The following is a 23,356-nucleotide window of genomic DNA, read 5'->3' on the forward strand; positions in this document are numbered from 1 at the left end:
AGGCAACAAGGGAGACACCGCAATGATGACGCACGAACTGGCTGCGAGCGTGGTTCAGCTTGCCGTGCCCATGGCCAACCCCAACGTCCCGACCGGTGCCAACTTCAAGGACTGGGTCCTGGTCATCGCGGGCAACATCTTCATCGCCATCCTGGTGCTGCGGGCCATCGGCCACTACTTCAAGCGCGAGTGGGGCGAGCTGTTCGGCCACATCGCGGCCGGGGTGCTGGTCGGCGGCCTGATCTACGCCAACAACCAGACCATCAACGTGCTCAAGGGTTTCTGGGGACTCCTGTCCGGGGGTAATTGATGCGCGTCGGCCGTACCCTCACCCACCACTTCGAGATCGAGACCCGGCAGTACGACCTGCTCGGGATCGACCTCGGCGAAGGCGCGCGCCGCCGGATGATCATCTTCGGCACGGTGGTCATCGTGCTCTGGGTGGCGCTGCTGTTCCCGTTCATCGGCGTACCGCACAAGCCCACCGTCAGCCTGTACGTCGTGCCGCCGTTCGTGATCACCGCGTTCGGCTGGCGGCCGGGGAAGTTCCACGAACGCCGCCGCCGCGTCACCGAGTGGGCCCTGGCCGTCCGGTACGCCTTGCGTGCGCACCGGCCGATCATCGGACTCGGTGCCCGGGCCGCGGACAAGTCGGAGTACCTGCCCTGGCGGGAGCGGATGTCGACCCGGAAGGTCGCCGACCTGGCGAAGGCCCGGGTCACGCCGGAGTGGGAGCGGGAGGTCGTGGTGGAGGTCGATCCAATGGTCCGCGCGGGGGCGGACATCACGGTCAACCAGCGGGCCCGCCTGCTGGGAGCCGAACACGTACAACGGGTGAGTCGCAGGACGTCGTCAGGAAGAGGCCTGGATGAAGATCGCTGACAAGCTCCTGAACCTGGTGGGGGTCGGTCGCGAGCGCGGCCTGCCACCGCCACGCCTGGTCGCCATCGCGGATGGCCTGCTGGTCACCGAACGCAGCGCCGAGGCGTGGTTCCTGATCTCGGTGGCGAACACCGACCTGGCCACCGAGGCCGAGCAGGACGCCGCCCTGGACGCCGCGGTCAGCGCGGCCGCGACCACCCTCGGCGACCGGCTCAGCCACCTGAAGGTGGTCTGGGGCCGTTCGACCGGCCAGGACTACATCGACTCGGTGGCCGGCCACTACCGGCTCGGCGACCACGAGTCGTGGGCGCAGACCCGGGCCGACCGGATCGACGAGATGCGGATGCCGGAGCGGTACGTCGCGCTCGGCGTGCACCTGAGCGACCGCGACCCGCGGGCGACCGCCCAGGTTCGGGGTTCGATCAGCGACGCCCTCGGTACGACGTCGTGGCGGGTGAGCGCGCGCGAGCTCGCACACCTGGACGAGCGGGTGCGCAAGCTCGCTCGTCAGCTCGGCTCGACCGTCTGGCGCGCACACACCGCGCCCGCCGAGGTGATCTCCTGGCTGATCAGCCGCGAGATGCACCGTGGCGCGGTCGCGGCGCCCCGGCGCGGCCTGATCACCGGCGCCTCGCTGGCCCGGCTGACGTCCGGCCGCGTGGTCCCGTACACCGACCACCTGCGGATCTACGACACCCGCGGCCAGATCGCGGCGTACACGACCGTGCTGGCGATGACCGACTTCCCGGAGGAGCTCGAGACGCCGGGTGCGGGGGAGTGGCTGCGGACGCTGTCCGAGATCAAGGCGATCGACGACGAGGGCGACGAGATCGACGTCACGGTCGAGGCCTCGGTCCGGTTCCGGGTGCTGACCAAGAAGACCGCGCGGAACCTGGTCGACGAGACCCGGAAGAGCGCGAAGGAACAGCGCCGCTCGGCCGCGAAGGGTACGGCGGAGGAGACCGCCGACGAGATCGTCGAGACCGAGCGCGTGATGCGTGAGGTCAAGCGCGACATCAACCGCAGCGGCCTGACCCTGGTCGAGGACCACCCACGCCTGCTGGTCAGCGCCGACACCCGCGAGGACCTCGAGGCGTACGTCGACGCGGTCATCGCGCACTACGCGGACCGCGGCATCACGGTCGCGGCCGGTGCCGACGAACAGCGCGACCTGTGGCTCGAGTCGCTGCCCGGCGACCAGCTGCGGGTGCCGGACCTCGGGCACGTCCGGGAGTCGACGGCGTTCTTCGGGTCCTGGTTCTGGGGCGGTGCGTCGATCGGCGACGCGACCGGCCCGGCGATCGGGTACCTGACCGGTTCCACGCCCGGCCTGGTGCGGTTCGACGCGGCCGCCGGCTCGGCCCTCGGTGACGCCACCACGACGCTGTTCCTCGGCCGTTCCGGTCGAGGAAAGACGACGGCCGCGATGCTCGGCGGCCTCGACTCGGCGTTCGCCGGTGCCTGGGTGCCGCTGCTCGACCTGAAGGGCGACGCCGCGGGCGTGTCCGCGGTCGCCGCCGAGTACGGCGTACCGACTGCCCTCATCGAGATCACCGCCCAGTTCTCCGGCGCCGCGGACCTGCTGCGGGTGCTGCCCGTGGACGACGCGTTGCTGCAGGCGCCGTCGCAGCTCATGCTTCTGCTGCCGCCGCATCTGCGTGGCCCGGCGGAGGCGCCGGTCATGGCCGCCACCCGCGCCGAGATCCAGTCGCCCGATCCGTCCTCGTGGGGCGTCATCCAGCGGCTGTGCGCCGCCGACTCCGAGACCGTGCGCACGGTCGGCTTCGCCCTCCGCGACCTGGTCGAGACCGGCCTCGGCTCGGTCGTCGCCGGCCCACCGTCCGGCCTCTCGTCCCTCACCACGAACCCCGGCCTCTGGGTCGTCCAGATGCCGGGCCTGACGCTCCCGTCACCTGAGTCGGCACCGGAGTCCTGGTCCCCGATCGAACGCGTCGGCATGGCCTGCCTCCGCGGCTGCCTCGCCTGGATGATCCGCACCACCGGCCGCCGCGAGTTCCGCGGCCGCTCGAAGGTCGTGATCGTCCCCGAGGTCCACCTGCTGACCAAGACCCCCGACGGCGCCTCGTTCCTCGACTACATCGCCCGCGTCGGCCGCGCCCTCGGCGCGTCCCTCGTCCTGGACACCCAGGACCCGGCCAGCATTTTGAAGCTGCCCGGCCTGGTCGAGCAGATCACCACCCTGTTCGCCTTCAGCCTCCGCTCCCGCGAACAGGTCGACTCCCTCCTCGAACTCCTCGGCCGCCCCCAAACGGCCCCGTACCAAACCCTCGTCCGAGGCATCAACACCGCCGCCAACGGCAAATCCATCCGCCACGGCCACTGCATCATGCGCGACCGCTGGGACGAAGTAGCCACCGTCCAGATCGACATCCCCAGCCAACAAGTAGCCACCCTCCTCCGCACCACCCCCGAATCCGAACACGCCCTCGAAACCACCGCTCCGGTTGCACCGATCGACGAACCGGACCCGTTCGCAGACGACCAGGACTTCCACGACGAGGTCGTGGACTCGCCTTTGGAACCTGCAGCTACAGCACAGGCTGAGCCCCACCGCCAGGTCATGGAGTCGCAGACGCCGACTGCACCGGCGCAGCCTGCGCACGCACAGCCTGCGCTCTCCACTCCGTCGCCTTCTCAGGCCAACCCGACACCGGCTCGGGCCGCTGCCTCCGGGACTGTGACGACATCCTCAGCTGGCAACGCTGCAATCCAGGACCGCACTGCACACGCAAGGCCGCAGGAAGCAGCACAAGCAGCACCGCAGGAAGCAATCAGCGCGCCGCCGACGGCGCCATCAGCAACTAGTGCTGCGGTGGCCCAGCAGAATGGCCACCCGTCGGCCCCCGCCGTGGATGAGCGCCACCACACACTGCGCTACGAGTCGCCGATCGGCCCCGATGAGGTCTACGACCAGGAGGCCGACGAGGGCCGCCTACAACGAGGCGATGTACCCCGCCTACGACGCCGCCGAATCGACTCCCAACGGCTCAGACCAAACAAAGTCACCGAGCGGCAAGGAGCACGTCGCATGAAATGGCAGCGCCGCACCCGAACGGCGCTCACCATCCTGGCTATCTCGTTGATCGTGACCACCCAGGTTGCGCTTGCCGCCGATGCCAAACCTACGAACCCGACCGGGTTCGGAGACTTGCTGCCGACGCCTGATCTGACACACGGCGACACTCGCACATTGTTCGAGCAGTACAGCCCGATGGCCTACACGCTTGATTTCGAGGGCAGCTTCAGCGATCCGTTCAGGCCGGTTTTCAATTCATTCGCGCAGATATTGATGATGTACGTGGTGGCCGCGACACGAGCGGCCATTGCAATTGGCTGGTGGCTCTTCTCCTTCACTGATATCCGCCCGCTCGTCGATTCGACATCGCAGGCGATCGGCGGTGTAAGCACGCAATTGGTTGGTTGGCTTCTTCCTTCTGCTCTTGCCCTCGGTGCGATCGCGGCATATGTCCAGCGACGGTCCAGCGGAACCGCAATGGGGCAGCTCGTTTGGGTCTTCGCGGCTGGTTTGCTTGCGATCAGCCTGGCGGTTGGGCCCATGACTTGGCTGAAGGGCGTCGACGGCGCGCGTCAGGTTGGAGCTGAGACTGTCATGGGCGCGTCGGGCAAGGTTGTCGGAACGACTCTCAAAACGCCATTCGAAATGCCAGAACCAGCATTTCCGGGCAGTTCGCGAGATACAATGCTGCGGAAATCGGGCGATGCGGCGTGGCGTGGCTTCGCGGTAATACCGTGGTGTATTGCGGAATTTGGCTCGCTTGAAGCGTGTCAACGATACGGTAAAGGTATGCTCGACACCGGAATTGACTCGAGCAAACGTATGGACTACATCAAGAACAATGTTGCCAAGGCTGAGGGGGGCGGCGACGCGCCGACCGTCAAGTGGGCGAAGGGTGAGAATCCGTTCGGTCGGCTTGGGGTCCTGATCATTGCCGCAGTGGCAGCCACATTGTTCGCATTCCTCAACATAGGGCTGGCGGCAACGGCGCTCATGGCATTCGTGGGCTGCCTGGTGATGCTGGTTGTCGGAGTCGTCTTCGCGTGTTTGTTCATCGTGCCAGGTCGGGCTCGACAGTGGGGTATGAACTGGCTTGAGGCGTTGCTCGGTCTTGTGCTGCAGTCGGTCGCGGCAATGCTGGTCTTCGGGGTCTCCTTGTCGCTCTTGACCGCGGTCTTCAGTCTGAGCCAGACGCTTGGCTGGCTCCCAGTGACTGGGCTCGCCCTGGTCGTGCTGATTGCGGCATTCCGCCTCCGGCGGCTACTCGAATCGCTCACCACCATGATGCGACCGGGTGTCGGAAGCATGCTGATGGGGTCGTATGCGCGGCGTGGCGCCGTCCAGGCGGTCAGACGGGTCATGAGTGTGATGAGAAGCAGAGGCTCCGCGCCAACCGTTGCTGACCGTCAGTCGGAGCGGCCGCGCGGAAGTTCGCAGTCCGGCGAAGGTGCCACGAGCGAACGTATCGAGAAGAGTCGCATCTTCCGGACGGCGCCGACCCCTGGAGGCGAGAAGTCGCAGGGGCAGTTGGACGACGACCGCGATCGTGGGTCGTCAGCCGCGAACAGGCGAGTTGATCCCCGCCGCCCGGGTGTCGGCGCAGCCGCAGGCGCGACTGCAGCGACCTTGGCGGCAGGTGTGAGGAAACGAGGGAATGGGCCTGGTCCTGGACGCCGCAGCACGGGTTCGTCGCCGGTTGGTGGATCTGCTCGCGCTACGGAGTCGCGTACCGTGTATCGAGGCGGTACACCTGAGCAGACGAAGCGAGGTCCGGGCGCGCCGACGAACTCGACTGAGCGAAGTTCTGGCCGCCACGTCAAGCCGTCTACGGCCGCAGCCCAACTCCGGCAGGCTACGTATGAGCCTCGCCGGCACGTGCACTCGGCGAGTCTGCGCGATGGTCCTGCGAAGGTCGCGCGTGACGCACAGGCCCTTGCAGCGAAGAAGCAACCACAACAGCGCCGATTTCGCGAGTACTCGGCAGCGCGTGGCAGTGGTCCGACCAGCCATCGTCCGTCAGGTGGGCGGTGACCAACGGTGAGTTGGCGCTCGCGACGGGAGGACGGCAGCCCGGAAGGGCCCGGACGAACCGAATCTGTCGGAACCCGGCTCCTCGGCAAATGCCGAGCGTAGGTCTCGCCGGCAGAGAAAGCGGGATGACGTCGTTCGGCAGCGGGCCATGTTGCGCGATCAACGTCGTTCTGAGCCCGCCAGCCCTGTCGGTGTCATAGCAGTCATCGTTCTGCTGGCAATCCTTGTACTGGGCATTGGTGGAGGCCTGCCACGGCTGCTCAACCGAGGATCGGACAGTCAGAATCCGGTGGGGTTGCTGACCCCCGGAGCGTCGGGGAGCGAGGCGCCTCCACCTTCCGAAGGGTCAACGACTCAGGCACCTGCTGACACCGGCTTGACGACACCTCCGCCACAGACACAGCGGCCGGGAGCGTCGCAGACCGCGTCCGCCGATCAGGTGGCCCGGAGTTGGGCAAACCTCTTCTATGCACGTACACCTGCGCGCGAGACTTACGAACAGTTGGTTGCTCGTGCGGCTCAGTACACGACGTCCGAACTGGCCACGACATTCTCGAGCGCGGGGGATGCCACTTACGACGCGCTCAAAGCCGACGGCGGCACATCACGTGTCGTCTCTGTGACTGTGACATCACCACATCCAGATACCGCGCCAGTCGATACTCCGACGCGTATCACTCGTCTGGTCACAGTCAAGGTCGCCACCACCGGGAAGCGGGCGGCTCAATTCGATGTGCCGCTGCTCGTCACGGTTGTGCCTGACGGCGAGCGCTGGTCGGTCAGCGCTGTTGATGGCGGGACCGGGCCATGAGCGGGCAATGCGGTGCCGGGTATGTTTAGCAGCAGGGATCTGGCCGAGGCGTCAGGCCTGGGCGCGGCAAGAAGTGTCGCGGGCAAGGCAGCCTTGATCGGGGGGCTCGTCTTGCTGATGGTTCTGGTGATGCTGGCTCCGTTCGGGGCGAGGACAAAGCAGGTCAGTTCGGCTTGCCCGCCGAATGGTCCGGGCAACGCGAATGATCCAGTGCCAACCGGACAGCTTCGCGTCACGCAGATTGCCTACGCGAAGATCATCGACAGCGTTGCCGTTGCGAGGGGGCTCCCCGGCCAAGCGACCTTGGTTGCGCTGATGACGGCCCTGCAGGAGTCCCAGTTGCAGAACCTCTCGTATGGTGACCGGGACTCCGTCGGCCTGTTCCAGCAACGACCGTCGACGGGCTGGGGAACGGTCGCGCAGTTGATGGATCCGGCGTACGCCGCGAACGCATTCTTCGGCGGTGCCCAGCCTCCCAGCCCACCAGGTCTGGTCGACATCAACAATTGGTATTCGATGCCGTTTACAGTGGCAGCGCAGGCCGTTCAACGATCCGCGTTCCCAGATGCATATGCACGCCACGAGGACACTGCTCGCAGCATCGCCGAGCAAGCTGGAATTGATCTCAATCGGACTGGTGACCCGTATGCGGGGCGGTCCGGCTCACATGCAGTGCCCTCGGGCGTGAGCCCGTCTGGCGCGGCGATTGCTAACCAATGCGGCGGTGGGCTCGTCGACGGGCGGCCGATCGCAGGCAACTGGCCACCGGAGAAACAGAACGTGCCAGACCCGACTGGTACCGGCGGCATGGTGACGCCGCGAACGGCGGCCTGGGTAGCCAAAGCCCGGTCTGCTCTGCCGAACCTGAGCATCACTTGCTGGGACGCCCATCTGTGGAATCCGACGAGCGACCATCCGAAGGGGAAGGCGTGCGACGTGATGGTCGGTGCAGACTCCAGAAAGTCGGCCACAGCGCGCACCAAGGGTGATCAGATCGCGAACTGGACCCTTCAGACCGCTGCGACCACAGGGGTCAGGTATGTGATCTGGTACGGCAAGATCTGGAGCGCTCGGACAGGCGTATGGCGCGTGTACAACGGCGGTGGCATCTACAATCCCAACGATGTGACAGGTGGTCATTACGATCACGTTCACGTCTCCATGTACTGAGGCCGTAGGAGCGAAGGGAACCCGACGAGTGCAGCCCACCAGTGGATCGAGGCGGGTCCGATGAACGGTTCTGGTGGAACTGACGACCGGCCCTGGGTCGTTTTCGTCGGACGACTGGCAGCCCGACCGTGAACTGCGACGTGGCGAACCACCTGAGGCGCCGGGATCCGCTCCCGGCTCCTTCTCGTCACCGGACGCATCGGCGCCCCCGCCACACGTGCCTCAAATGCCTCGTATCTCGGTGCCGTCGGCCGCCGAGTTGATACTCGGTATCCCCTGGGCGCTGTGGAGCTTTGGCGTCGTGTCGTGGTTCTCTGCGTTGATCCTGAACGGCTTCTGGGCAGTCCTGTTGGTGGCCCTGTGGATTCTGTCGGGCCTGCTGGTCTTCTGGGCGCCACTCGAGGATTACCTCGCGCGGTACGCCTTTCGGCTGCGTCGCCCGACGCTGATGGAGCAGCAGAAGCTAGACGCCGCATGGCTCGCGGTCTGCTCGGTCATGAACATCAATCCTCGATACCACAAGCTTTGGGTCGAGGAAGCTGACAGCCTCAACGGATCAGCGATGGCCGGTCGATCCATCGCTGTCACTCGTTGGGCCTTGTCATCCTTGCCTCCGCGGCAGTTGCAGGCTGTTCTGGCGCACGAACTAGGGCATCATCAGGGCGGCCACCCGTGGGCTGGGCTTGTCGCGTTCTGGTATGCGCTGCCGGGGCGGCTGATGGTTGGTGCGGTGCGATGGTTGTTCCAGCAATCAGCGCGTTTCCCTGCTCTGGGTTGCCTGTTCGTAGCGATCTTCGTTGGTGGCTACGTGGGTCTGTTCATGTACACAGTGGTCTTCCATGCCGATTGGGGCTGGGCGGTGTACTCGGTGCTGCCGTTCCTCGTTCCCATCCCGCTGGCGTGGTTCAGCCGGCGGGGGGAACTATGGGCCGATCAGGTGGCAGCGGATCTCGGGTATGCGCGGGACATGATCACAGTGTTGTACGACCTCCAAGCACAAGGAGACGACGTCGCCCGGCGGGCGGCTGGTTGGCGTGGCGCGCTCTATTCGCATCACCCGTCGATCGCTGATCGAATCACGGCGCTCGAGCGCTATCTTCAGAACGCAGGCTCATGACGAAGCGATTTCCTCAGTTCGGGGCACTCCGTAGGAAGCTCGCTGGACTGAGCAGTGACCAAGGCGCGCAGTCCAGCCAACGCAATACGGCAGGGCCGGCGAAGCCGTGGGATTCGATCCGTGAATCGCATCCCGATCTAGCCATGCAGTTGGACGATGTGGCGGCTGCGGCAGACTTCGGCGACGTCGACCGTGCTCGCATCGCACACGTGCTGACCAAGTCAGATGGCTCGCCGGGCGGCCTGCAGAAGCTCGCCGCGGCGCTCGAGCAGGACGGCGGAGCTGCGCTTGTTCATCCGTCCATGCAGCGGGATCTGCCGGGGCAGCGGTTCGCGCGACACAATCTCCTGGCTGGGCAAGTCCGTCTGGGCCAGGTTGTTCCCGACCATCGCAGCGACTTCGAGCTGAGCGGTGACTTCGGTATCGATCTCGACGTTCTCAGGACATCCTTGCTGGTCATCGGCCCGCCCGGATCGGGCAAGACTCGCGGTATCGCCACGCCCGTGGTAGAGCACCTGTCGCTGGCAGCTCTCGCCGGGAAGGCGAGCATGGTCGTCGTGGACCCGAAAGCGACAGACTTCGCCTACGACGGCTGGTTCGACGTCACTATCGACCCGCTCAACCCGGCCTGTGGCTTCAGCCTCTTTGGCGGTTCACGTACAGCTGACGTGGCTGCGGACCGCCTGGCTTCCGCGCTCTTGCCTCCCCAAGTCAGCGGTGACAAGGCGTACTTCATCGACGCATCGAAGAACGCCCTCTATGCGTGCTTGGCCCCGTTCGAAGAGGCCTATGGTCGCTGGCCCACCATACCGGAGCTGCTCGGCTTGCTGCGGGCGGAGCAGGCCTCGATGGACCGCGTCAAGGAGCGGCTCAAGGGGCCGAACTCCAAGGAGATGAAGGCACTGCTCGACACCCGCAAGGCACAGGCGGCGCGAACGGCTGATCCGGCGGCGAGCCTTGTGGAGCGTTTTGGTTTGCTGGACCGGCCAGTGCTGCGCAGAGTCTTCGATCACCCTGGACCGACGTTTCAGATGCGTGACCTGAATCGGCCTGTGCGGGTGCGGATAGCGCTGCCAGAGGCCGAATACCCGGACGCCTCGCGCATCTTGGCCCGGCTGGTCGTCTCGCAGTTCGTACAGATCACATCGTCGGCGGAGACTGATCGGGCGATCTTCAAGGCCCTCATCATCGATGAGGCGGGGCGCTTCGTGGATGACTACGTGGCACGTGGTGTGCAGAAGTTGCGATCGAACAACGCCGGCCTGGTGCTTCTCTCTCAGACCATGTCGGACTTCCCGGAGGAGGTCCGCGCCACCGTCTTCGGGTCGACCGGGTGTAAGGCTGTGTTCGGGGGTATCGATCCGCAGGACGCGGATGTCTTCTCGAAGTGGTTCGGCGACCAGTACGTCAGCCAGACAACGATCAATCGCAGCGCTACCTCCGGCATGCAGTCCGGCCAGTTCGGTCGGCCAGGCAGTACGTCCGAGAGCGAGACGACAGGCTTCAGCGTACGGCGGATCGAGCGCGCACGCTGGACCGTCTCGGACATCATCACCGGTGTACCCGCCGGTCACGCGCTAATCTCATTGGCGCGCTCAAATGGCGTCAGGGTCGGACCTGTACTCGTGAACCTCCGCGGATAAAGCAGACCGCGGCGCACGGAGTCGAGTCCAAAGATGCGCCGCGGTCTCATCGGAATCACCGGCGTTGGTGCGCCTCCGCCGACTTATGAAGCCTACCTGATGCGCGGCCGACAGCGACTGGCTGCCGCGGTGTGGCCGCTCAAGCCGCTTAGTTGCTAGCCTCTGGAGCAAAGACAGAAGTACCACATGGTGCCTTCGTTCACTTGTGATCGATTCGCCATGTGGTTGTTGGTGCAACCTCTTGGCGATTCGTCACCTTAACCAGGAGTCGAGTCCATGGTTGTCACTAACACCCGTCGTAAGCGCACTGCTTTCGAGAAGAAAGTTGAGCGTTGGAATGCCAATCTGGTTGCGTTGACCTCGTTGATGGGGAGTTTGATTGGTCTGCTTCGGCGGGCTGCTCAGGTTGTTCTGATCGTGGTTGCCGTGGTTGGGGTGTTCTGTCCGGGGCTTTTGCCGCTCGTGGCTGCGGGGTCGGCTCTGCTGATGCAGATTCGGCGGTCGTAAGCGCGAGGTACAGCAGCCTGACCCTTTGGGTTGGGCTGTTGTGCGTTAGGGGCCGCTCACCTGATGGCTTCGTGATGGTTCGGGGCTGTTGGGCGGCGGTGGGCTTGACCCGTTTCGACGGACAGGGTCGATATGAGGTGGTCAGGCTACCTGCTCGGCCGTGACCGTGAGGCTGGATTCGTACTGTGTAGGGCTGAGATAGCCGAGGGTGGAATGGCGCCGGCGGGTGTTGTACCAGCCCTCGATGTAGTCGAAGAGCGCGCTGCTGGCGGCCTTGCGGGTCGGCCAAGCACGGCGGTGGATCAGCTCGGTCTTCACGGTGGCGAAGAAGGACTCGGCCACGGCGTTGTCCCAGCACTGACCCTTGCGACCGACCGACAGTGTCACGCACAGATCCCTTGCCAGGTTGGCGAACTGGGCCGAGGTGTACTGACAGCCCCTATCGGAGTGGAACACCACGTCGGCCGCGGGCCGGCGCCGGTTGACGGCGTCGGTGAGCGCGTCGGCGACCAGGTCGGTGCGCAGATGGTCAGCGACGGCCCAGCCGACGACCCGGCGGGAGGCGAGGTCGATGACGGTGGCCAGGTAGAGCCAGCCTTGCCAGGTGTGGATGTAGGTGATGTCACCGCACCAGCGGCGATCCAGCTGACCGGGGTGGTCGGGGTCGATGTCGAAGTCGCGGCCGATCAGGTCCGGGCGGGTGGCTGCGGCCGGGTCGGCGATGGTGGTCTTCTTCCATCTTCGTGGGGTTCGCCCGTACCGGTCGGCGGCCCGCATCAGCCGGACGACCCGTTTGCGGGAACACCGCTCGCCTTGGGCCCTCAGCTCGCGGTGCACCCGCGGCGAGCCGTAGGTGTAGCGGGAGTCGTCGTGGATCTCGACGATCTTGCCGGTCAGTTCGGCGTCGCGCTGCTCGCGCAACGAGGGGCCGCTGGTGCGGTCGGCGTAGTAGGCGGAACGGGAGACCTGCAGCAACTCACACGCCCGCTTCACGCTGTGATTGCCCGCCTTCTCCGCCTCGATGAACGGGTAACAGTTCACCGGGTCTCCTTCGCGAAGAAAGCCGTGGCCCGCTTGAGGATCTCGACATCCTCACGCAGCCGGCGAGCCTCCCGCCGTAACTGGTTGAGCTCGTCTCGCTCGCTCGTGGTCATCCCACCGTCACCGGTACCGGCGTCACGCTCGGCCTGGTTCAGCCACTGCCGGACCGCGGTCTCGGTCAGATCGAAGTCCTTCGCGACCTGACCCACCGACCGGTCGCCGCGCTGGCACAACTCGACGATCTCGGCCTTGAACTCAGCAGTGAACGAACGACGAGGCCGCGGCTTCTTCTTGCCCATGGACTCCATGATGAACATCCTTCCGGAGCACAAGCTCCTGATCTCGGATGTCCGTCAAAACGGGGCAGGCCCACGGTGGTTGGATCCTCCGGTGAGGCGGGCGATGTCGGCGGCGACGTACGGCGTCCGTGTCCGAGCGTTCGAGGTGGTGACGACGGTGCGGCGGATTGCCTGATTCTTGCCAGGAGCCCGCTGGGCTCGGCGGAGTCGAAGTTCTCCAGTCTGGTCCGGTGTAGAACGAGCTGCGCCTCCGGGACCGGGCCTCCAGCGCTGGCGAGGACCGGGGCGAGTTCAGTCCACTGCTAGGCCGGCGAGGAAGGTGGTTAGGAGGTGGTGGCCGGGGGGCCAGGGGCCGAGGTTGGTTTCGGTGTTGATGTGGCCTAGGTGGTCGAGGGGGATGAGCGGTGCCTGCCAGGAGTTGGCGAGGCGGGTGGCGGCGTCGATGGTGCAGTACGGGTCGTCGGTGCTCGCTACGAGTACGGCGGGAACGCCGAGCGCGACCGCCGGTAGCGAGGTGAAGGTCGGTAGTCGGTCGACGGGGAAGGTTGGTGCGAGTGGGTCTGGAGGGGCGACCAGGAACGCTCCGCGGACACGCGCCGACAAGGGCCTCCGCGAGGCGGCGGTATCTGCCGACGTGAGCCAGTGGGCGAGGGCGTGGCAGCCGAGGCTGTGGGTGATGAAGATGATGTCGCCGGTGGTGTCCTCGGCGGCGCGGGTGATCGCGTTGGACCAGTCGGTGAGGTCGGGGGCCGACCAGGACGTCGGCTGGATGCGTACGGCGGGTAGCGAGGCCTCCCACACCGACTGCCAGTGGTGTTCGTCCGAGCCGTCGAGGCCGGGGATGATGATGAAGGTCATGAAGTCTCCAAGGGGTCGAGATGCCTGACATCATGGAGGAAGCCATCGCCGTACGGCGCCGCCAGCTGATGGAATGAAGGTCGATGGGCGAGGCAACGACTGGGTCATTGGATGCGATCGATCGGGCGATCCTGGGGATCCTACAGACCGACGGCAGGCTGAGTGGTGCCGACATCGGGCGGAAGGTGGGGCTGTCGCAGCCTGCGGTGTCCGCGCGGATCCAGCGTCTCGAGCGGTCCGGTGTGATCACCGGGTACCGGGCGGTGGTCGATCCGGAGCGGGTCGGGCTGAACATCCACGCGGTGGTGCGCGTCCGTACGGCGCATGCCCGGATCCGCGAGGCGCTCGAACTGTTCGCGACGTTGCCCGAGGTGGTCGCGACGTACCGGCTGACAGGTGAGGACTGCTTCCTGCTCGACGTCCACACTTCAGATGCCGGCCGGCTCGAGCAGGTGGTCGACAGCATCGGGCGGCTGGGTCCGGTGAGTACCTCTTTGGTGTTACGGGAGTACCCGGCCAAGCCGATCCCTCTCGGCTGACAAGGTTTTCCCTTGCCACGGGGGATTCCCGTCACGATCTGCTTCCCAGTGGCCACTGCGCGGAACTAGGGTTCGACGGATCGTAGTGGTTGCGTTACGCAACGCGGACGTGGGAGGGATAGGTATGGCGAAACGTCGCAAGGTGGTGCTGGCCGTTACCGCTGGGCTGGCCACCGTCTCGCTTGGGTTGTCGTTCACCAGTGCTGCGGGGGCGGCGCCGACGGCGGATCCTAGCGGGTTGAAGTTGGTGAAGACCAAGACGTCGTTGCTGGGGAAGCACTACTGGTATCAGCAGACGTTCAAGGGTTTGCCGGTGGTGGGTGGGTACTACGCGAAGCATGTCGGTAAGGACGGGGCTGTCGAGGTCGCGGACGGTCGGGACGCTGTGCCGGCGGACCTCGATGTCAGCGCGAAGGTGGCGGCGGCGGCAGCTACACAGGCTGCTAATGCCTCGGTGACGGCTCGGGCGCGGCGGGTTGCCGGGCCTGAAAAGAGTTTGGTGCGGCAGCCGGAGGCGACCAGTGGGGCCGCTCAGCTTGCGGTGGTTGGTGGGCCGGACGCGCGGGTGGTTTGGAATGTGACCAGCCGGTCGACGGAGGGGGTGACGCGGTCGCTGGTTGATGCGAAGACGGGGAGTGTTGTCGAGTCGAAGGTGATCAGCGACAACATCGACGGGCGCGGGTCGGTGTTCGATCCGAATCCGGTGGTGAGTGAGCGGAACGAGAAGCTCACCGACATGAACGACAAGAATCAGGACGCGCTGTTCCTTGCGCAGAAGAACGTGATCCTGCGCAACCTGGACGGTTCCGGGAAGCTCAACGGGACGTACGTCAACATCAAGGAAGCCAAGGGCGGCGTCGCGCAGAACAAGAACAACACCTTCGTGTACCAGCGTGCGAACGACAAGTTCGAGCAGGTGATGGTGTATTACCACATCAACCAGACGCAGGAGTACATCCAGAAGCTCGGGTTCACCGACGTCAACAACGAGTCGCAGGACTTCAGCGTCGACACGTACGCGGGGGACAACTCGTTCTACGACCCGTCGACGGACATGATCACCACCGGTGAGGGCGGTGTCGACGACGCCGAGGACGCCGAGGTGATCTGGCACGAGTACGGGCACGCGATCCAGGACGACGTGGTGCCGGGCTTCGGTGAGTCGGAGCAGGCCGGTGCGATCGGTGAGGGCTTCGGCGACTACTGGGCCGTGACGAACTCGGTCCCTGTGAGCAAGGGCTTCAACCTGCCGTGCGTGATGGACTGGGACGCGACGTCGTACACGACCGACGAGCCGCACTGCCTGCGTCGTACGGACGGGACCAAGACCGTCGACGACATCGACGGCGAGGTCCACGACGACGGCGAGATCTGGTCGCGGGCGCTGTGGGACATCCAGCAGTCGCTCGGCCGGACCAAGGCGGACAAACTGATCCTCGAGGCGACCTTCTTCTACGACCCGGATACCTCGTTCGCGGGTGCCGCGCAGGACACCGTTCAGGCTGCCCGGCTGCTGTACGGCAAGGCCGCCGCGCAGACGGTGACCGACGCGTTCAAGGCGCGCAAGATCCTCTGATGCCGACCAGGTCGTGTGCCCACACCGCTAGTGTGGGCGCATGACCTGGAGTACGGCGGACATTCCCGACCTCACGGGACGGCGGGCGCTGGTGACCGGCGCGACCAGCGGAATCGGGTACGAGACCGCGCTGGAACTGCTCCGGCACGGCGCCGACGTGATAGTTGCCGCGCGCAACCCGGAGAAGGCGGCGCAGGCAGCGGAGCGGCTGACCCAGCAGGGCGGCCGGGCGCCGACGGTGCTCGAGCTGGACCTGGCCGATCTGGCGAGTGTGCAGCGCGCCGCGGAGGACGTGCTGACGAAGTACGACCGGCTGGATCTGCTGATCAACAACGCGGGCGTGATGGCGCCGCCGTACCGGCAGACCGTCGACGGGTTCGAGCTGCAACTGGGGACCAATCATCTCGGTCACTTCGCGTTGACCGGCAGGCTGGTGCCGTTGCTGCTCAAGGGCAGCCGGGTTGTCACGGTCAGCTCGTTCATGCACAAGAGCGTGCGAGGCATCAGCCAGGACGACCTGCGGCGGCCGGCGGACAGCTACCGGAAGTGGGAGGCGTACAGCCGGTCGAAGCTCGCGAATCTGCTCTTCATGCTCGAGCTCGACCGTCGCGCCCGGGCGGCCGGTGCCGAGTTGCTGAGCGTCGGAGCGCATCCCGGGTACGCCTCGACGCACCTGCAGGCCGCAGGGCCGGAGCTCGCCGGCCGTGCGAGGCAGGCGCAGCTGTGGGGCGCCGCGACTCGGATGGTCGCACAGCCTGCTGCTGCCGGTGCGTGGCCGAGTCTGTACGCCGCGACGTACGCGGACCTGCGTCCGGGATCGTTCGTCGGCCCCGGCTTCTTCGAGTACCGCGGTACGCCGAAGGTCGTGCTGCCGACGCGTACGGCGCAGGACCCGGAGCTGGCGCAGCGGTTGTGGGCGTGGTCGGTCGAGGCGACCGGCGTGGATCCGGTACTCACCGTGCCGAGGTAGTGACACAGCGGCAGACTTGTGGTTACCCTCCGGTAGTTCCCGATGCCGGAGGTACCTCGTGCGCAGACTTGCTGCCGCCCTCGCAGTCGCCCTGACGCTGATCACGATCGGTCCACGCGCCGAGGCGAGTCAGACCAGTCCCGGCTTCAGTACGTCGTACCAGCGGATCCCCGGTGCCGGCGGGATCGGGATCGGTGCCGTCGTACTGACGCCGACCGGGCAGGGGGACGGACCGTTCCCGCTCGTGGTGATGCCGTCGAGCTGGGGCGTCCCGAACGCGGAGTACGTCGGCCAGGGGGCGAAGCTCGCGACGGCCGGGTTCCAGGTGATCTCGTACTCGAGTCGCGGGTTCTGGGACACCGGCGGCGGGATCGACATCGCCGGGCCGCCGACCGTTGCGGATGTCAGCAAGGTGATCGACTGGGCCGGTCAGCACACGCCCGCCGACACCGGTCGCGTCGCGGCGGTGGGGATCTCGTACGGCGCCGGTACGGCGTTGCTCGCGGCCGCGAAGGACCCGCGGATCAAGGCGGTCGGTGCGCTCAGCGGCTGGGCGGACCTGATCGGGTCGCTGGACCCGAACGACACGGTCGCGCTGCAGGCCGTCGCCGGTCTGCTTGCCCTGGGCAACGTCACCGGGCGGCCCGGGCCGGAGATGGCGTCGTTGCAGTCGAAGTTCGTCACCGGCGACTTCGACGGCGCGATCGCGGAGGCGAAGCAGCTGTCGCCGGTGCGGTCGGCGGCGACGATGGTCGACAATCTGAATGCGAACAAACCTGCGGTGTTCCTGGCGAACGCGTTCGAGGACTCGATCTTCCCGCCGTCGCAGTACACGGACTTCTTCACCAGGCTGACCGGGCCGAAACGGCTGCTGCTGGCGCACGGCGACCACGCCACGCCGGAGGTGACCGGAGCGGTCGGGTTGCCGAACGAGACCTGGGACGAGCTCGCCGGCTGGCTGCGGCACTACCTGACCGGCGCGGACAACGGAGCCGATCGGGAAGCGCCGGTGCAGCTGAAGTCGCAGCGCGGGGTGTGGCGCGGGTACTCGAGCTGGGCGGCGGTCGGGCAGGAGCGTACGTCGTACCTGACGAACGCGGGCGCGCTGCAGGGCAAGGAGGCGACCGGGTGGAGTCGGGCGATCGGGGCCGGAGTACCAACGATCGCGGACAGCGGGGTCGCGCTGGTTTCCGGTGCGCTGCAAGGATTGTTGACAATCCCCACAGGTGTTGTGACGCCGCTGGTGGATCGGTCGTTCGCGGGAGTGTGGTCCGGGCCGGCGTTCGATCGGGCCGCGGTGGTGAACGGTGCGCCGAAGGTTCATGTCACTGTTCGGCCGTCGGCGGCGGCCACCTCGTTGTTCGCCTATCTCTACGACGTTGACCCGCTCGGCGTCGGGTCGTTGATGTCGCACAAGCCGTATACGTTGCGCGGGGCAACGCCCGGAACGGCGGTTGCGGTCGACGTACAACTGGAGGCGACGAGCTGGGAGGTGCCGGCCGGGCATCACCTCGTCCTCGTCGTGGATACGGTGGATCCGCGGTATCTCGGGCGGAGCGTGATCGGGTCGACGGTGACGTTCAGTTCACCGGCCGGCGATCCGTCGTCGATCAGCGTCCCGGTGGCGCCATGACCGTGAGCCGCCGAGCACTCATCGGCGTCGCCGCGGCCCTCGTCCCCGTCCACCATTCCGCCCGCCGCGAGCCGTCGGCCCGCGAGGACATGACGGAGCCAGGCCCCACCGACCAGCCGCAGGTGTCGAGCGGGTACGGTCGGCCGCGGGTAGCAGGCGGCACGATGTACCTCGGCGCGTACGGCGACGGCCTCGGCATCGCGAAGTACGACAGCCAAGGCAAGATCTCCACGACCGGGACGATCGCCGGCGTACCGGATCCGTCGTTCGTGATCCGTGACGGGACCTTCCTGTACGCCGTGAACGAGCAGGACGCCGGCGCCGTCACGGCGATCGACATCTCCGCGACGCCGAAGGTGCTCAATCGTCAACCCACCAAGGGATCCGGCCCCTGCCACCTCGCCAGGATCGGCGACCACCTGCTCAGTGCGAACTACGGATCCGGCGACGTCGCCGTCCACCCGATCAACCCGGACGGTAGCCTCGGGCAACCAACCGATCTGGTCAAGCACGAGGGATCCGAACCGCACGCCCACCAGGTGGTGCAGGCCGGAAACTACGTGCTCGCCGTCGACCTCGGCACCGATTCGGTCTACACCTACACGCTCGCCGCCGGGAAACTCACTCTCAAGCACCAGGCGAAACTCAAGGCCGGCGCCGGCCCGCGGCACCTTGTCCTGTCCGGCAAGTTCGCCTACGTCGCGGACGAACTCGACAGCACCGTGACGATCTGCGGGTACGACGACGGCGTCCTCACCCCGCTCTCGACGAGACCGACCACGCCGGGGAACGGTCCGCAGAACTACCCGGGCGAGATCCTGACCTCTGCCGACGGCCGCTACGTCTACGTGACCAACCGCGGCCACAACAGCATCGCGATCTTCCGCGTCGCCGGCGCCGATCTCGAGCTGATCGGTACGCCGAGCTGCGGCGGCGACTGGCCGCGGCACGCCGCGTTCGACCCGACCGGCTCCCTGCTGTTCGTCGCCAACCAGAAGTCGAACAACGTCGCCACGTTCGCGGTGGACCGAACCACCGGCGTGCTGACTCGGACGAGCGACTTCAGCACCCCGACCCCAGTCTGCGTCAATGTTTGATCATGCGTGACCCCTTGCGGTTTTGTGGTGAGAGCGCTGTCATGTAGAGCCGTGACCGAGCGCAGCGAGGTCACCGGGGGCACCGCCCCGCCCCGAAAGGACCGCCGCCCATGCTCAAGATCCTCACAGCAGCAGCACTCGTCGCGTCAGCAGTCCTCGTCCCGTCAGCACAGGCCAGACCGGACTGGCACGTCGGCACCCCGCCGCTCACCACTCCCTGGACCGCGGAGGTCTCGCCGACGAACGCGCTCCCGGAGTACCCGCGACCCCAGCTGACCCGGCCCGACTGGCGCAACCTCAACGGCCTCTGGGAATGGTCCGCCGCCGCGCCGAACGAGCAGCCGCCCGTCGGCCGCACCCTCCAGGAGAAGGTCCTCGTCCCGTACCCGATCGAGTCCGCCCTCTCCGGCCTGCAGAAGCACGAGGACCGGATGTGGTACCGCCGTACCTTCGACGTCCCCGCCAACTGGAAGGGCAAGCAGCTCCTGCTGCACTTCGGTGCCGTCGACTACGACGCCAAGGTGTGGGTGAACGGCGTCCAGGTCGCCACGCACCGCGGCGGGTACGACGGTTTCGACGTCGACGTGACCAGTGCGCTGCACGCGAAAGGCCCGCAGGAGCTGATCGTCTGGGCCGAGGACCTCACCGACCAGACGTACCAGCCGATCGGCAAGCAGCGCGAGGTCAGCGACCACGGCATCTTCTACCAGGGCAGCTCCGGTATCTGGCGGACCGTCTGGATGGAGCCGGTCAACGCCGCCTCGATCAGCCGCCTGCAAACCACCCCGGATCTGCCGAACCAGACGCTCGAGGTGAAAGCCGAGACGACCGGGCCGGCCGGCCTCGACGTCGAGGTGACGGCGTACGACAACAATCGGATTGTCGGCAATACGACAGGCAAGGCGAACACCGAACTCCGGCTGAAGATCCCGAACCCGAAGACCTGGTCGCCGGACCATCCGTTCCTGTACGACCTGAAGGTCCGCCTGATCGACCGCGGCAGGGTCGTCGACCAGGTCGGCTCGTACGCCGGGATGCGCCAGGTCGGCCTGCAGAAAGGGGCCGACGGCAAGCTTCGGATGGCGCTGAACGGGAAGATCCTGTTCAACCTGTCCACCCTCGACCAGGGGTTCTGGCCGGACGGGCTGAACACCGCCCCGACCGACGCTGCGCTGCGCTTCGACCTCGAGCAGCACAAGCGGCTCGGGTTCAACACGGTCCGCAAGCACATCAAGGTCGAGCCGGACCGCTGGTACTACTGGGCCGACAAACTCGGGCTGATGGTCTGGCAGGACATGCCGGCATCGAAGACCGACGCGATGCCCGAGCCCTGGCGTACCCAGTGGATGTCCGAGCTGCACGAGATGATCGACGAGCACAAGAGCTTCACCTCGATCACGGTCTGGGTGCCGTTCAACGAGGGCTGGGGCGAATGGGACCGGACCGAGACCGGCCAGGTCGCGGACTCGGTCGCGGCGCAGGACCCGTCCCGGCTCGTCGACGCGCACAGCGGCGTGAACTGCTGCAACTCGCACGGTGACTCCGGCCGCGGCAGCATCCTCGACTACCACGCGTACCTCGGCCCGGCGACGACGATGCCGACGGCCGGCCGGGCCGCGGTGGACGGCGAGCACGGCGGGTTCGGGCTCAAGATCGCGGATCACATGTGGTTCGGCGACGGGTCGGCGTACGAGCTGGAGCCGGACTCGGCGACCCTCACCCGCAAGTACGTCGAGAACCAGGCGAACGTGCTGAGATCGGCACAGCAGTGCGGCATCAGTGGATCGGTCTACACGCAGCTCACCGACGTCGAGGGGGAGCTGAACGGCTTCTTCACCTACGACCGCCGGGTGCCGAAGATGGACTTCGCGCAAGTGCGGACAATCAACAAGCAGATTGTCGACAAGGCTGACGGTAGCGGCACCGGTGCGCCGGATCCTGGTCCCGGTACGCCGGGCGCGGACGGCATCCACTTCTATCCACTCGACGGATCCGGGAAAGATGCCATAGGCAACAACGATGCGACGCTAGAACAGGGCGCGGGCTATGCCGAAGGGAAGTACGGTCAAGGGGTCGCGCTCAACGGAGCGGGTCAGTACGTCGACACCGGTGCCGCACTGCTCGACACCACGAAGAACTACACCGCCAGCGCCTGGGTGAAGCTGAACAAGGTGGACGGCGCGTTCCAGACGTTCGTCAGCCAGGACGGCGACCGCGACAGCGCGTTCTTCCTGCAGTACTCCGGGCAGGACCAGCGGTTCGCGATGAGCTTCCCGGGTATTCGCGCGCTCGCCCCGACCAAGCCGAACCCGGGGCAGTGGTACCAAGTGACCGGCGTACGGGACGTGGTGAAGGGGGAGCTGAAGTTGTACGTCGACGGGCAGCTCGTCGCTACCAAGTCCGCGTGTTCGCTGGATTCGGGTTCGACCGGGAACACGGTCATCGGTCGGGCGAAGTTCGGCGGGAACCAGGTCGACTTCCTGGATGGGACTGTCGATCAGGTCCATCTGTACGACCGGGCTCTGACCGACGCGGAGGTGGGTGCGCTGTACCGCTCCGGGCGCTGAGGCTCCGTCTGGATCAGCGGTCAGGACCTGGATTCGAGATGCGAGGAATCCGCCGAGCCCTGATCCTGGAGGTAACTGACCAGCGGAGGTGAGTGCGATGGCCGTACCCAGCCGCGCGCTCGCCCCGGGGGCCACGGTCCGGTTCCGGCCGCCGCGGTTCGGGCTCGGCGGGTCGCATCTCGGCGAGCCGGACGAGCAGACGGCGATCGCGACCGTCGACGCGGCGTACCAGGCCGGCATCCGCTTCTTCGACACGTCACCGGCGTACGGCGACTCCGACCGCCGACTCGGTACGGCGCTGCAGCGGCGGCCGCGCGGCGAGTTCCTGGTGTCGACCAGGGTGGTGGGAGACGACCCCGAGGAATCGATCCGGCAGACGAGCGAACACCTGGGCTTCGCCATCGACCTCGTCTTCACCCAACCACGCACCCACGAAGGTGCACGGCACGGCGAGCAGCAGCTCGCGCAGGACCGCGCGGTGCGGGGAGACGAGGCCCAGAGCGCGCGGGAAGGTGCGGTGCGGGATGCGCCGGGAGGCGGGGCGCTGGGCGCGCTGGAAGGTGCGGTGCGGGATAAGCGGGGAGGCGGGGCGGAGGACGTGCGGGAGGGTGTGGTGCGGGGGGATGGGGCTCAGGGCGCTCGGGGAGGGGTGTTGGGAGGTGGGGTGCGGGGTGGTGAGCGGTGGGGGATGGATGAGGGTGTGGGGTGGGAGGTGTTTTCTGTGCTTGAGAGGTTGCGGCGGGAGGGGGTGGTGCGGGCGGTTGGGGTGGTTGGGGGCGACTGGGAGGAGCTTGATCAGGTGGTGCGGGATGTGGAGGTGGACTGCGTGCTGCTTACCGGCCACTACTCGTTGCTCGACCAGCAAGCCAAGCCTCTCCTCGACCGCTGCCTGGCCCGCGGTGTCTCCGTGATCGTGGCCGGTGCACTGGTTCTGCAGCCCGAGACCGTTCAGGCCCGTCGCATCACCGCGGTCTGCGAGCGGTACGGCGTTTCGCTGCCGCAGGCCGCGCTCGCGTTCCCGGGCAGGCATCCGGCGGTCACCTCCGTACTGATCACGGCCGCGTCCCCGGCGGAGATCCGCGCCGACGCCGCCCTCGTCCGGCAGCCGGTCCCCGAGCGGCTCTGGCAGGACCCGGAGCTCGCGCGCTTGCTATCCTCGGACTAGACACCACCTAGGAGTCCGCGGTCCAGCGGCTCTCCGGACGAGCGGCGCCGTACCCGGTCCGACAAGACGACGCCCAGCCCTCACTGGAGGGGGCCGTCGTCATGCATGCAGTCGATGTTCTCGAAATCGTTGGTGCGGTCACCGTTCTGATCGCCTTCGCCGCTGCCCAGGCCGGACGCCTGCAGCAGCGTACGGTCACGTACCAGTTGCTGAACCTGCTCGGATCGGGGGTGCTGGCAACGATCGCGGCTGTCCAGCTGTCGTGGGGCTTCCTGCTCCTCGAAGGCAGCTGGGCCGTGATCAGCCTGCTGGGCCTGATCAACCTCCGCAAGAAGACCGCGAGCTAGTCTCCTGTGAGCGATGTAACTTGACGCTATCGGCGCCCAGGCACGCACCTCGCGGCACTTGCCCAG

The 23,356-nt window shown here is 66.6% G+C and carries 18 protein-coding genes and 1 riboswitch; of the genes, 15 read left to right on the plus strand and 3 right to left on the minus strand.

Going from position 1 to position 23,356, the window contains the following annotated elements:
- Positions 1-22: 22 nt before the first annotated feature.
- The 7 genes from JOF29_RS37890 (at position 23) to JOF29_RS37920 (ending at position 11,198) form a co-directional block, all read left to right on the plus strand.
- Entirely contained in the window at positions 23-310 is a 288-nt protein-coding gene (locus JOF29_RS37890; RefSeq protein ID WP_209699139.1) for a hypothetical protein, read from the plus strand.
- Positions 310-882, plus strand: coding sequence for a hypothetical protein (locus tag JOF29_RS37895; RefSeq protein ID WP_209699140.1), 573 nt, complete (start codon positions 310-312; stop codon positions 880-882). Before JOF29_RS37890 ends, JOF29_RS37895 begins: the two co-directional genes overlap by 1 nt.
- The gene (locus JOF29_RS37900; RefSeq protein ID WP_209699141.1) at positions 869-5,950 is read left to right on the plus strand and encodes an ATP-binding protein; all 5,082 of its coding nucleotides are present in this window, start codon (positions 869-871) and stop codon (positions 5,948-5,950) included. The genes JOF29_RS37895 and JOF29_RS37900 overlap by 14 nt, the downstream gene beginning before the upstream one ends.
- Positions 5,951-6,782: 832 nt before the next feature.
- Positions 6,783-7,931, plus strand: a complete 1,149-nt coding sequence (locus JOF29_RS37905; RefSeq protein ID WP_209699142.1) for a VldE C-terminal domain-containing protein — start codon at positions 6,783-6,785, stop codon at positions 7,929-7,931.
- 226 nt (positions 7,932-8,157) lie between these two features.
- A complete protein-coding gene (locus JOF29_RS37910; protein WP_209699143.1) occupies positions 8,158-9,048 on the plus strand; it encodes a M48 family metalloprotease in 891 nt (296 codons plus the stop codon).
- 143 nt (positions 9,049-9,191) lie between these two features.
- On the plus strand, positions 9,192-10,691 hold the full coding sequence (locus JOF29_RS37915) for a type IV secretory system conjugative DNA transfer family protein (protein WP_209699144.1): 1,500 nt from the start codon (positions 9,192-9,194) through the stop codon (positions 10,689-10,691).
- Between the two features lie 276 nt (positions 10,692-10,967).
- Positions 10,968-11,198, plus strand: coding sequence for a hypothetical protein (locus JOF29_RS37920; protein ID WP_209699145.1), 231 nt, complete (start codon positions 10,968-10,970; stop codon positions 11,196-11,198).
- A 141-nt stretch (positions 11,199-11,339) separates the two neighbouring features.
- On the opposite strand, the gene JOF29_RS37925 is transcribed toward JOF29_RS37920, so the two are convergent.
- The 3 genes from JOF29_RS37925 to JOF29_RS37935 all read right to left on the minus strand — a co-directional run bounded on the left by JOF29_RS37925 (position 11,340) and on the right by JOF29_RS37935 (position 13,396).
- Positions 11,340-12,239 carry an IS3 family transposase gene (locus tag JOF29_RS37925; protein WP_209695550.1) on the minus strand — a complete coding sequence of 300 codons (900 nt, stop codon included), beginning with the start codon at positions 12,237-12,239 and terminating at the stop codon, positions 11,340-11,342.
- A complete protein-coding gene (locus tag JOF29_RS37930; RefSeq protein ID WP_209695549.1) occupies positions 12,236-12,547 on the minus strand; it encodes a transposase in 312 nt (103 codons plus the stop codon). The genes JOF29_RS37925 and JOF29_RS37930 overlap by 4 nt, the downstream gene beginning before the upstream one ends.
- 282 nt (positions 12,548-12,829) lie before the next feature.
- The gene (locus JOF29_RS37935; protein ID WP_209699146.1) at positions 12,830-13,396 is read right to left on the minus strand and encodes an RBBP9/YdeN family alpha/beta hydrolase; all 567 of its coding nucleotides are present in this window, start codon (positions 13,394-13,396) and stop codon (positions 12,830-12,832) included.
- Positions 13,397-13,503: 107 nt separating this feature from the next.
- Here JOF29_RS37935 and JOF29_RS37940 point away from each other — a divergent pair, with 107 nt between their 5' ends.
- The 8 genes from JOF29_RS37940 to JOF29_RS37975 all read left to right on the plus strand — a co-directional run bounded on the left by JOF29_RS37940 (position 13,504) and on the right by JOF29_RS37975 (position 23,290).
- Positions 13,504-13,935 carry an Lrp/AsnC family transcriptional regulator gene (locus tag JOF29_RS37940; RefSeq protein ID WP_209699147.1) on the plus strand — a complete coding sequence of 144 codons (432 nt, stop codon included), beginning with the start codon at positions 13,504-13,506 and terminating at the stop codon, positions 13,933-13,935.
- Positions 13,936-14,059: 124 nt separating this feature from the next.
- Positions 14,060-15,511 carry a M4 family metallopeptidase gene (locus JOF29_RS37945; RefSeq protein ID WP_209699148.1) on the plus strand — a complete coding sequence of 484 codons (1,452 nt, stop codon included), beginning with the start codon at positions 14,060-14,062 and terminating at the stop codon, positions 15,509-15,511.
- A gap of 40 nt (positions 15,512-15,551) precedes the next feature.
- Positions 15,552-16,481, plus strand: a complete 930-nt coding sequence (locus tag JOF29_RS37950) for an oxidoreductase (protein ID WP_209699149.1) — start codon at positions 15,552-15,554, stop codon at positions 16,479-16,481.
- A gap of 58 nt (positions 16,482-16,539) precedes the next feature.
- Positions 16,540-18,114, plus strand: a complete 1,575-nt coding sequence (locus JOF29_RS37955; RefSeq protein ID WP_209699150.1) for an alpha/beta fold hydrolase — start codon at positions 16,540-16,542, stop codon at positions 18,112-18,114.
- Positions 18,111-19,211 carry a lactonase family protein gene (locus tag JOF29_RS37960; RefSeq protein WP_245359836.1) on the plus strand — a complete coding sequence of 367 codons (1,101 nt, stop codon included), beginning with the start codon at positions 18,111-18,113 and terminating at the stop codon, positions 19,209-19,211. Before JOF29_RS37955 ends, JOF29_RS37960 begins: the two co-directional genes overlap by 4 nt.
- Positions 19,212-19,321: 110 nt before the next feature.
- Positions 19,322-21,778 carry a LamG-like jellyroll fold domain-containing protein gene (locus JOF29_RS37965; protein ID WP_209699151.1) on the plus strand — a complete coding sequence of 819 codons (2,457 nt, stop codon included), beginning with the start codon at positions 19,322-19,324 and terminating at the stop codon, positions 21,776-21,778.
- Between the two features lie 97 nt (positions 21,779-21,875).
- Positions 21,876-22,943 carry an aldo/keto reductase gene (locus tag JOF29_RS37970; RefSeq protein WP_209699152.1) on the plus strand — a complete coding sequence of 356 codons (1,068 nt, stop codon included), beginning with the start codon at positions 21,876-21,878 and terminating at the stop codon, positions 22,941-22,943.
- Positions 22,944-22,953: 10 nt separating this feature from the next.
- Positions 22,954-23,019: riboswitch (guanidine-III (ykkC-III) riboswitch) on the plus strand.
- 25 nt (positions 23,020-23,044) lie between these two features.
- On the plus strand, positions 23,045-23,290 hold the full coding sequence (locus JOF29_RS37975; protein WP_209699153.1) for a CBU_0592 family membrane protein: 246 nt from the start codon (positions 23,045-23,047) through the stop codon (positions 23,288-23,290).
- Positions 23,291-23,356: the final 66 nt, after the last annotated feature.

Origin of the sequence: Kribbella aluminosa (assembly GCF_017876295.1) — a bacterium.
GTDB classification, from domain to species: domain Bacteria; phylum Actinomycetota; class Actinomycetes; order Propionibacteriales; family Kribbellaceae; genus Kribbella; species Kribbella aluminosa.

Bases quoted from the DNA above. Each gene is read 5' to 3' on its own strand.
- JOF29_RS37910 (WP_209699143.1), top strand. From the start codon at position 8,158: ATGCCTCGTATCTCGGTGCCGTCGGCCGCCGAGTTGATACTCGGTATC.
- JOF29_RS37900 (WP_209699141.1), top strand. From the start codon at position 869: ATGAAGATCGCTGACAAGCTCCTGAACCTGGTGGGGGTCGGTCGCGAG.
- JOF29_RS37920 (WP_209699145.1), top strand. From the start codon at position 10,968: ATGGTTGTCACTAACACCCGTCGTAAGCGCACTGCTTTCGAGAAGAAA.
- JOF29_RS37975 (WP_209699153.1), top strand. From the start codon at position 23,045: ATGCATGCAGTCGATGTTCTCGAAATCGTTGGTGCGGTCACCGTTCTG.
- JOF29_RS37960 (WP_245359836.1), top strand. From the start codon at position 18,111: ATGACCGTGAGCCGCCGAGCACTCATCGGCGTCGCCGCGGCCCTCGTC.
- JOF29_RS37895 (WP_209699140.1), top strand. From the start codon at position 310: ATGCGCGTCGGCCGTACCCTCACCCACCACTTCGAGATCGAGACCCGG.
- JOF29_RS37905 (WP_209699142.1), top strand. From the start codon at position 6,783: ATGTTTAGCAGCAGGGATCTGGCCGAGGCGTCAGGCCTGGGCGCGGCA.
- JOF29_RS37915 (WP_209699144.1), top strand. From the start codon at position 9,192: ATGCAGTTGGACGATGTGGCGGCTGCGGCAGACTTCGGCGACGTCGAC.
- JOF29_RS37950 (WP_209699149.1), top strand. From the start codon at position 15,552: ATGACCTGGAGTACGGCGGACATTCCCGACCTCACGGGACGGCGGGCG.
- JOF29_RS37935 (WP_209699146.1), bottom strand. From the start codon at position 13,396: ATGACCTTCATCATCATCCCCGGCCTCGACGGCTCGGACGAACACCAC.
- JOF29_RS37945 (WP_209699148.1), top strand. From the start codon at position 14,060: ATGGCGAAACGTCGCAAGGTGGTGCTGGCCGTTACCGCTGGGCTGGCC.
- JOF29_RS37970 (WP_209699152.1), top strand. From the start codon at position 21,876: ATGGCCGTACCCAGCCGCGCGCTCGCCCCGGGGGCCACGGTCCGGTTC.
- JOF29_RS37930 (WP_209695549.1), bottom strand. From the start codon at position 12,547: ATGGAGTCCATGGGCAAGAAGAAGCCGCGGCCTCGTCGTTCGTTCACT.
- JOF29_RS37965 (WP_209699151.1), top strand. From the start codon at position 19,322: ATGCTCAAGATCCTCACAGCAGCAGCACTCGTCGCGTCAGCAGTCCTC.
- JOF29_RS37890 (WP_209699139.1), top strand. From the start codon at position 23: ATGATGACGCACGAACTGGCTGCGAGCGTGGTTCAGCTTGCCGTGCCC.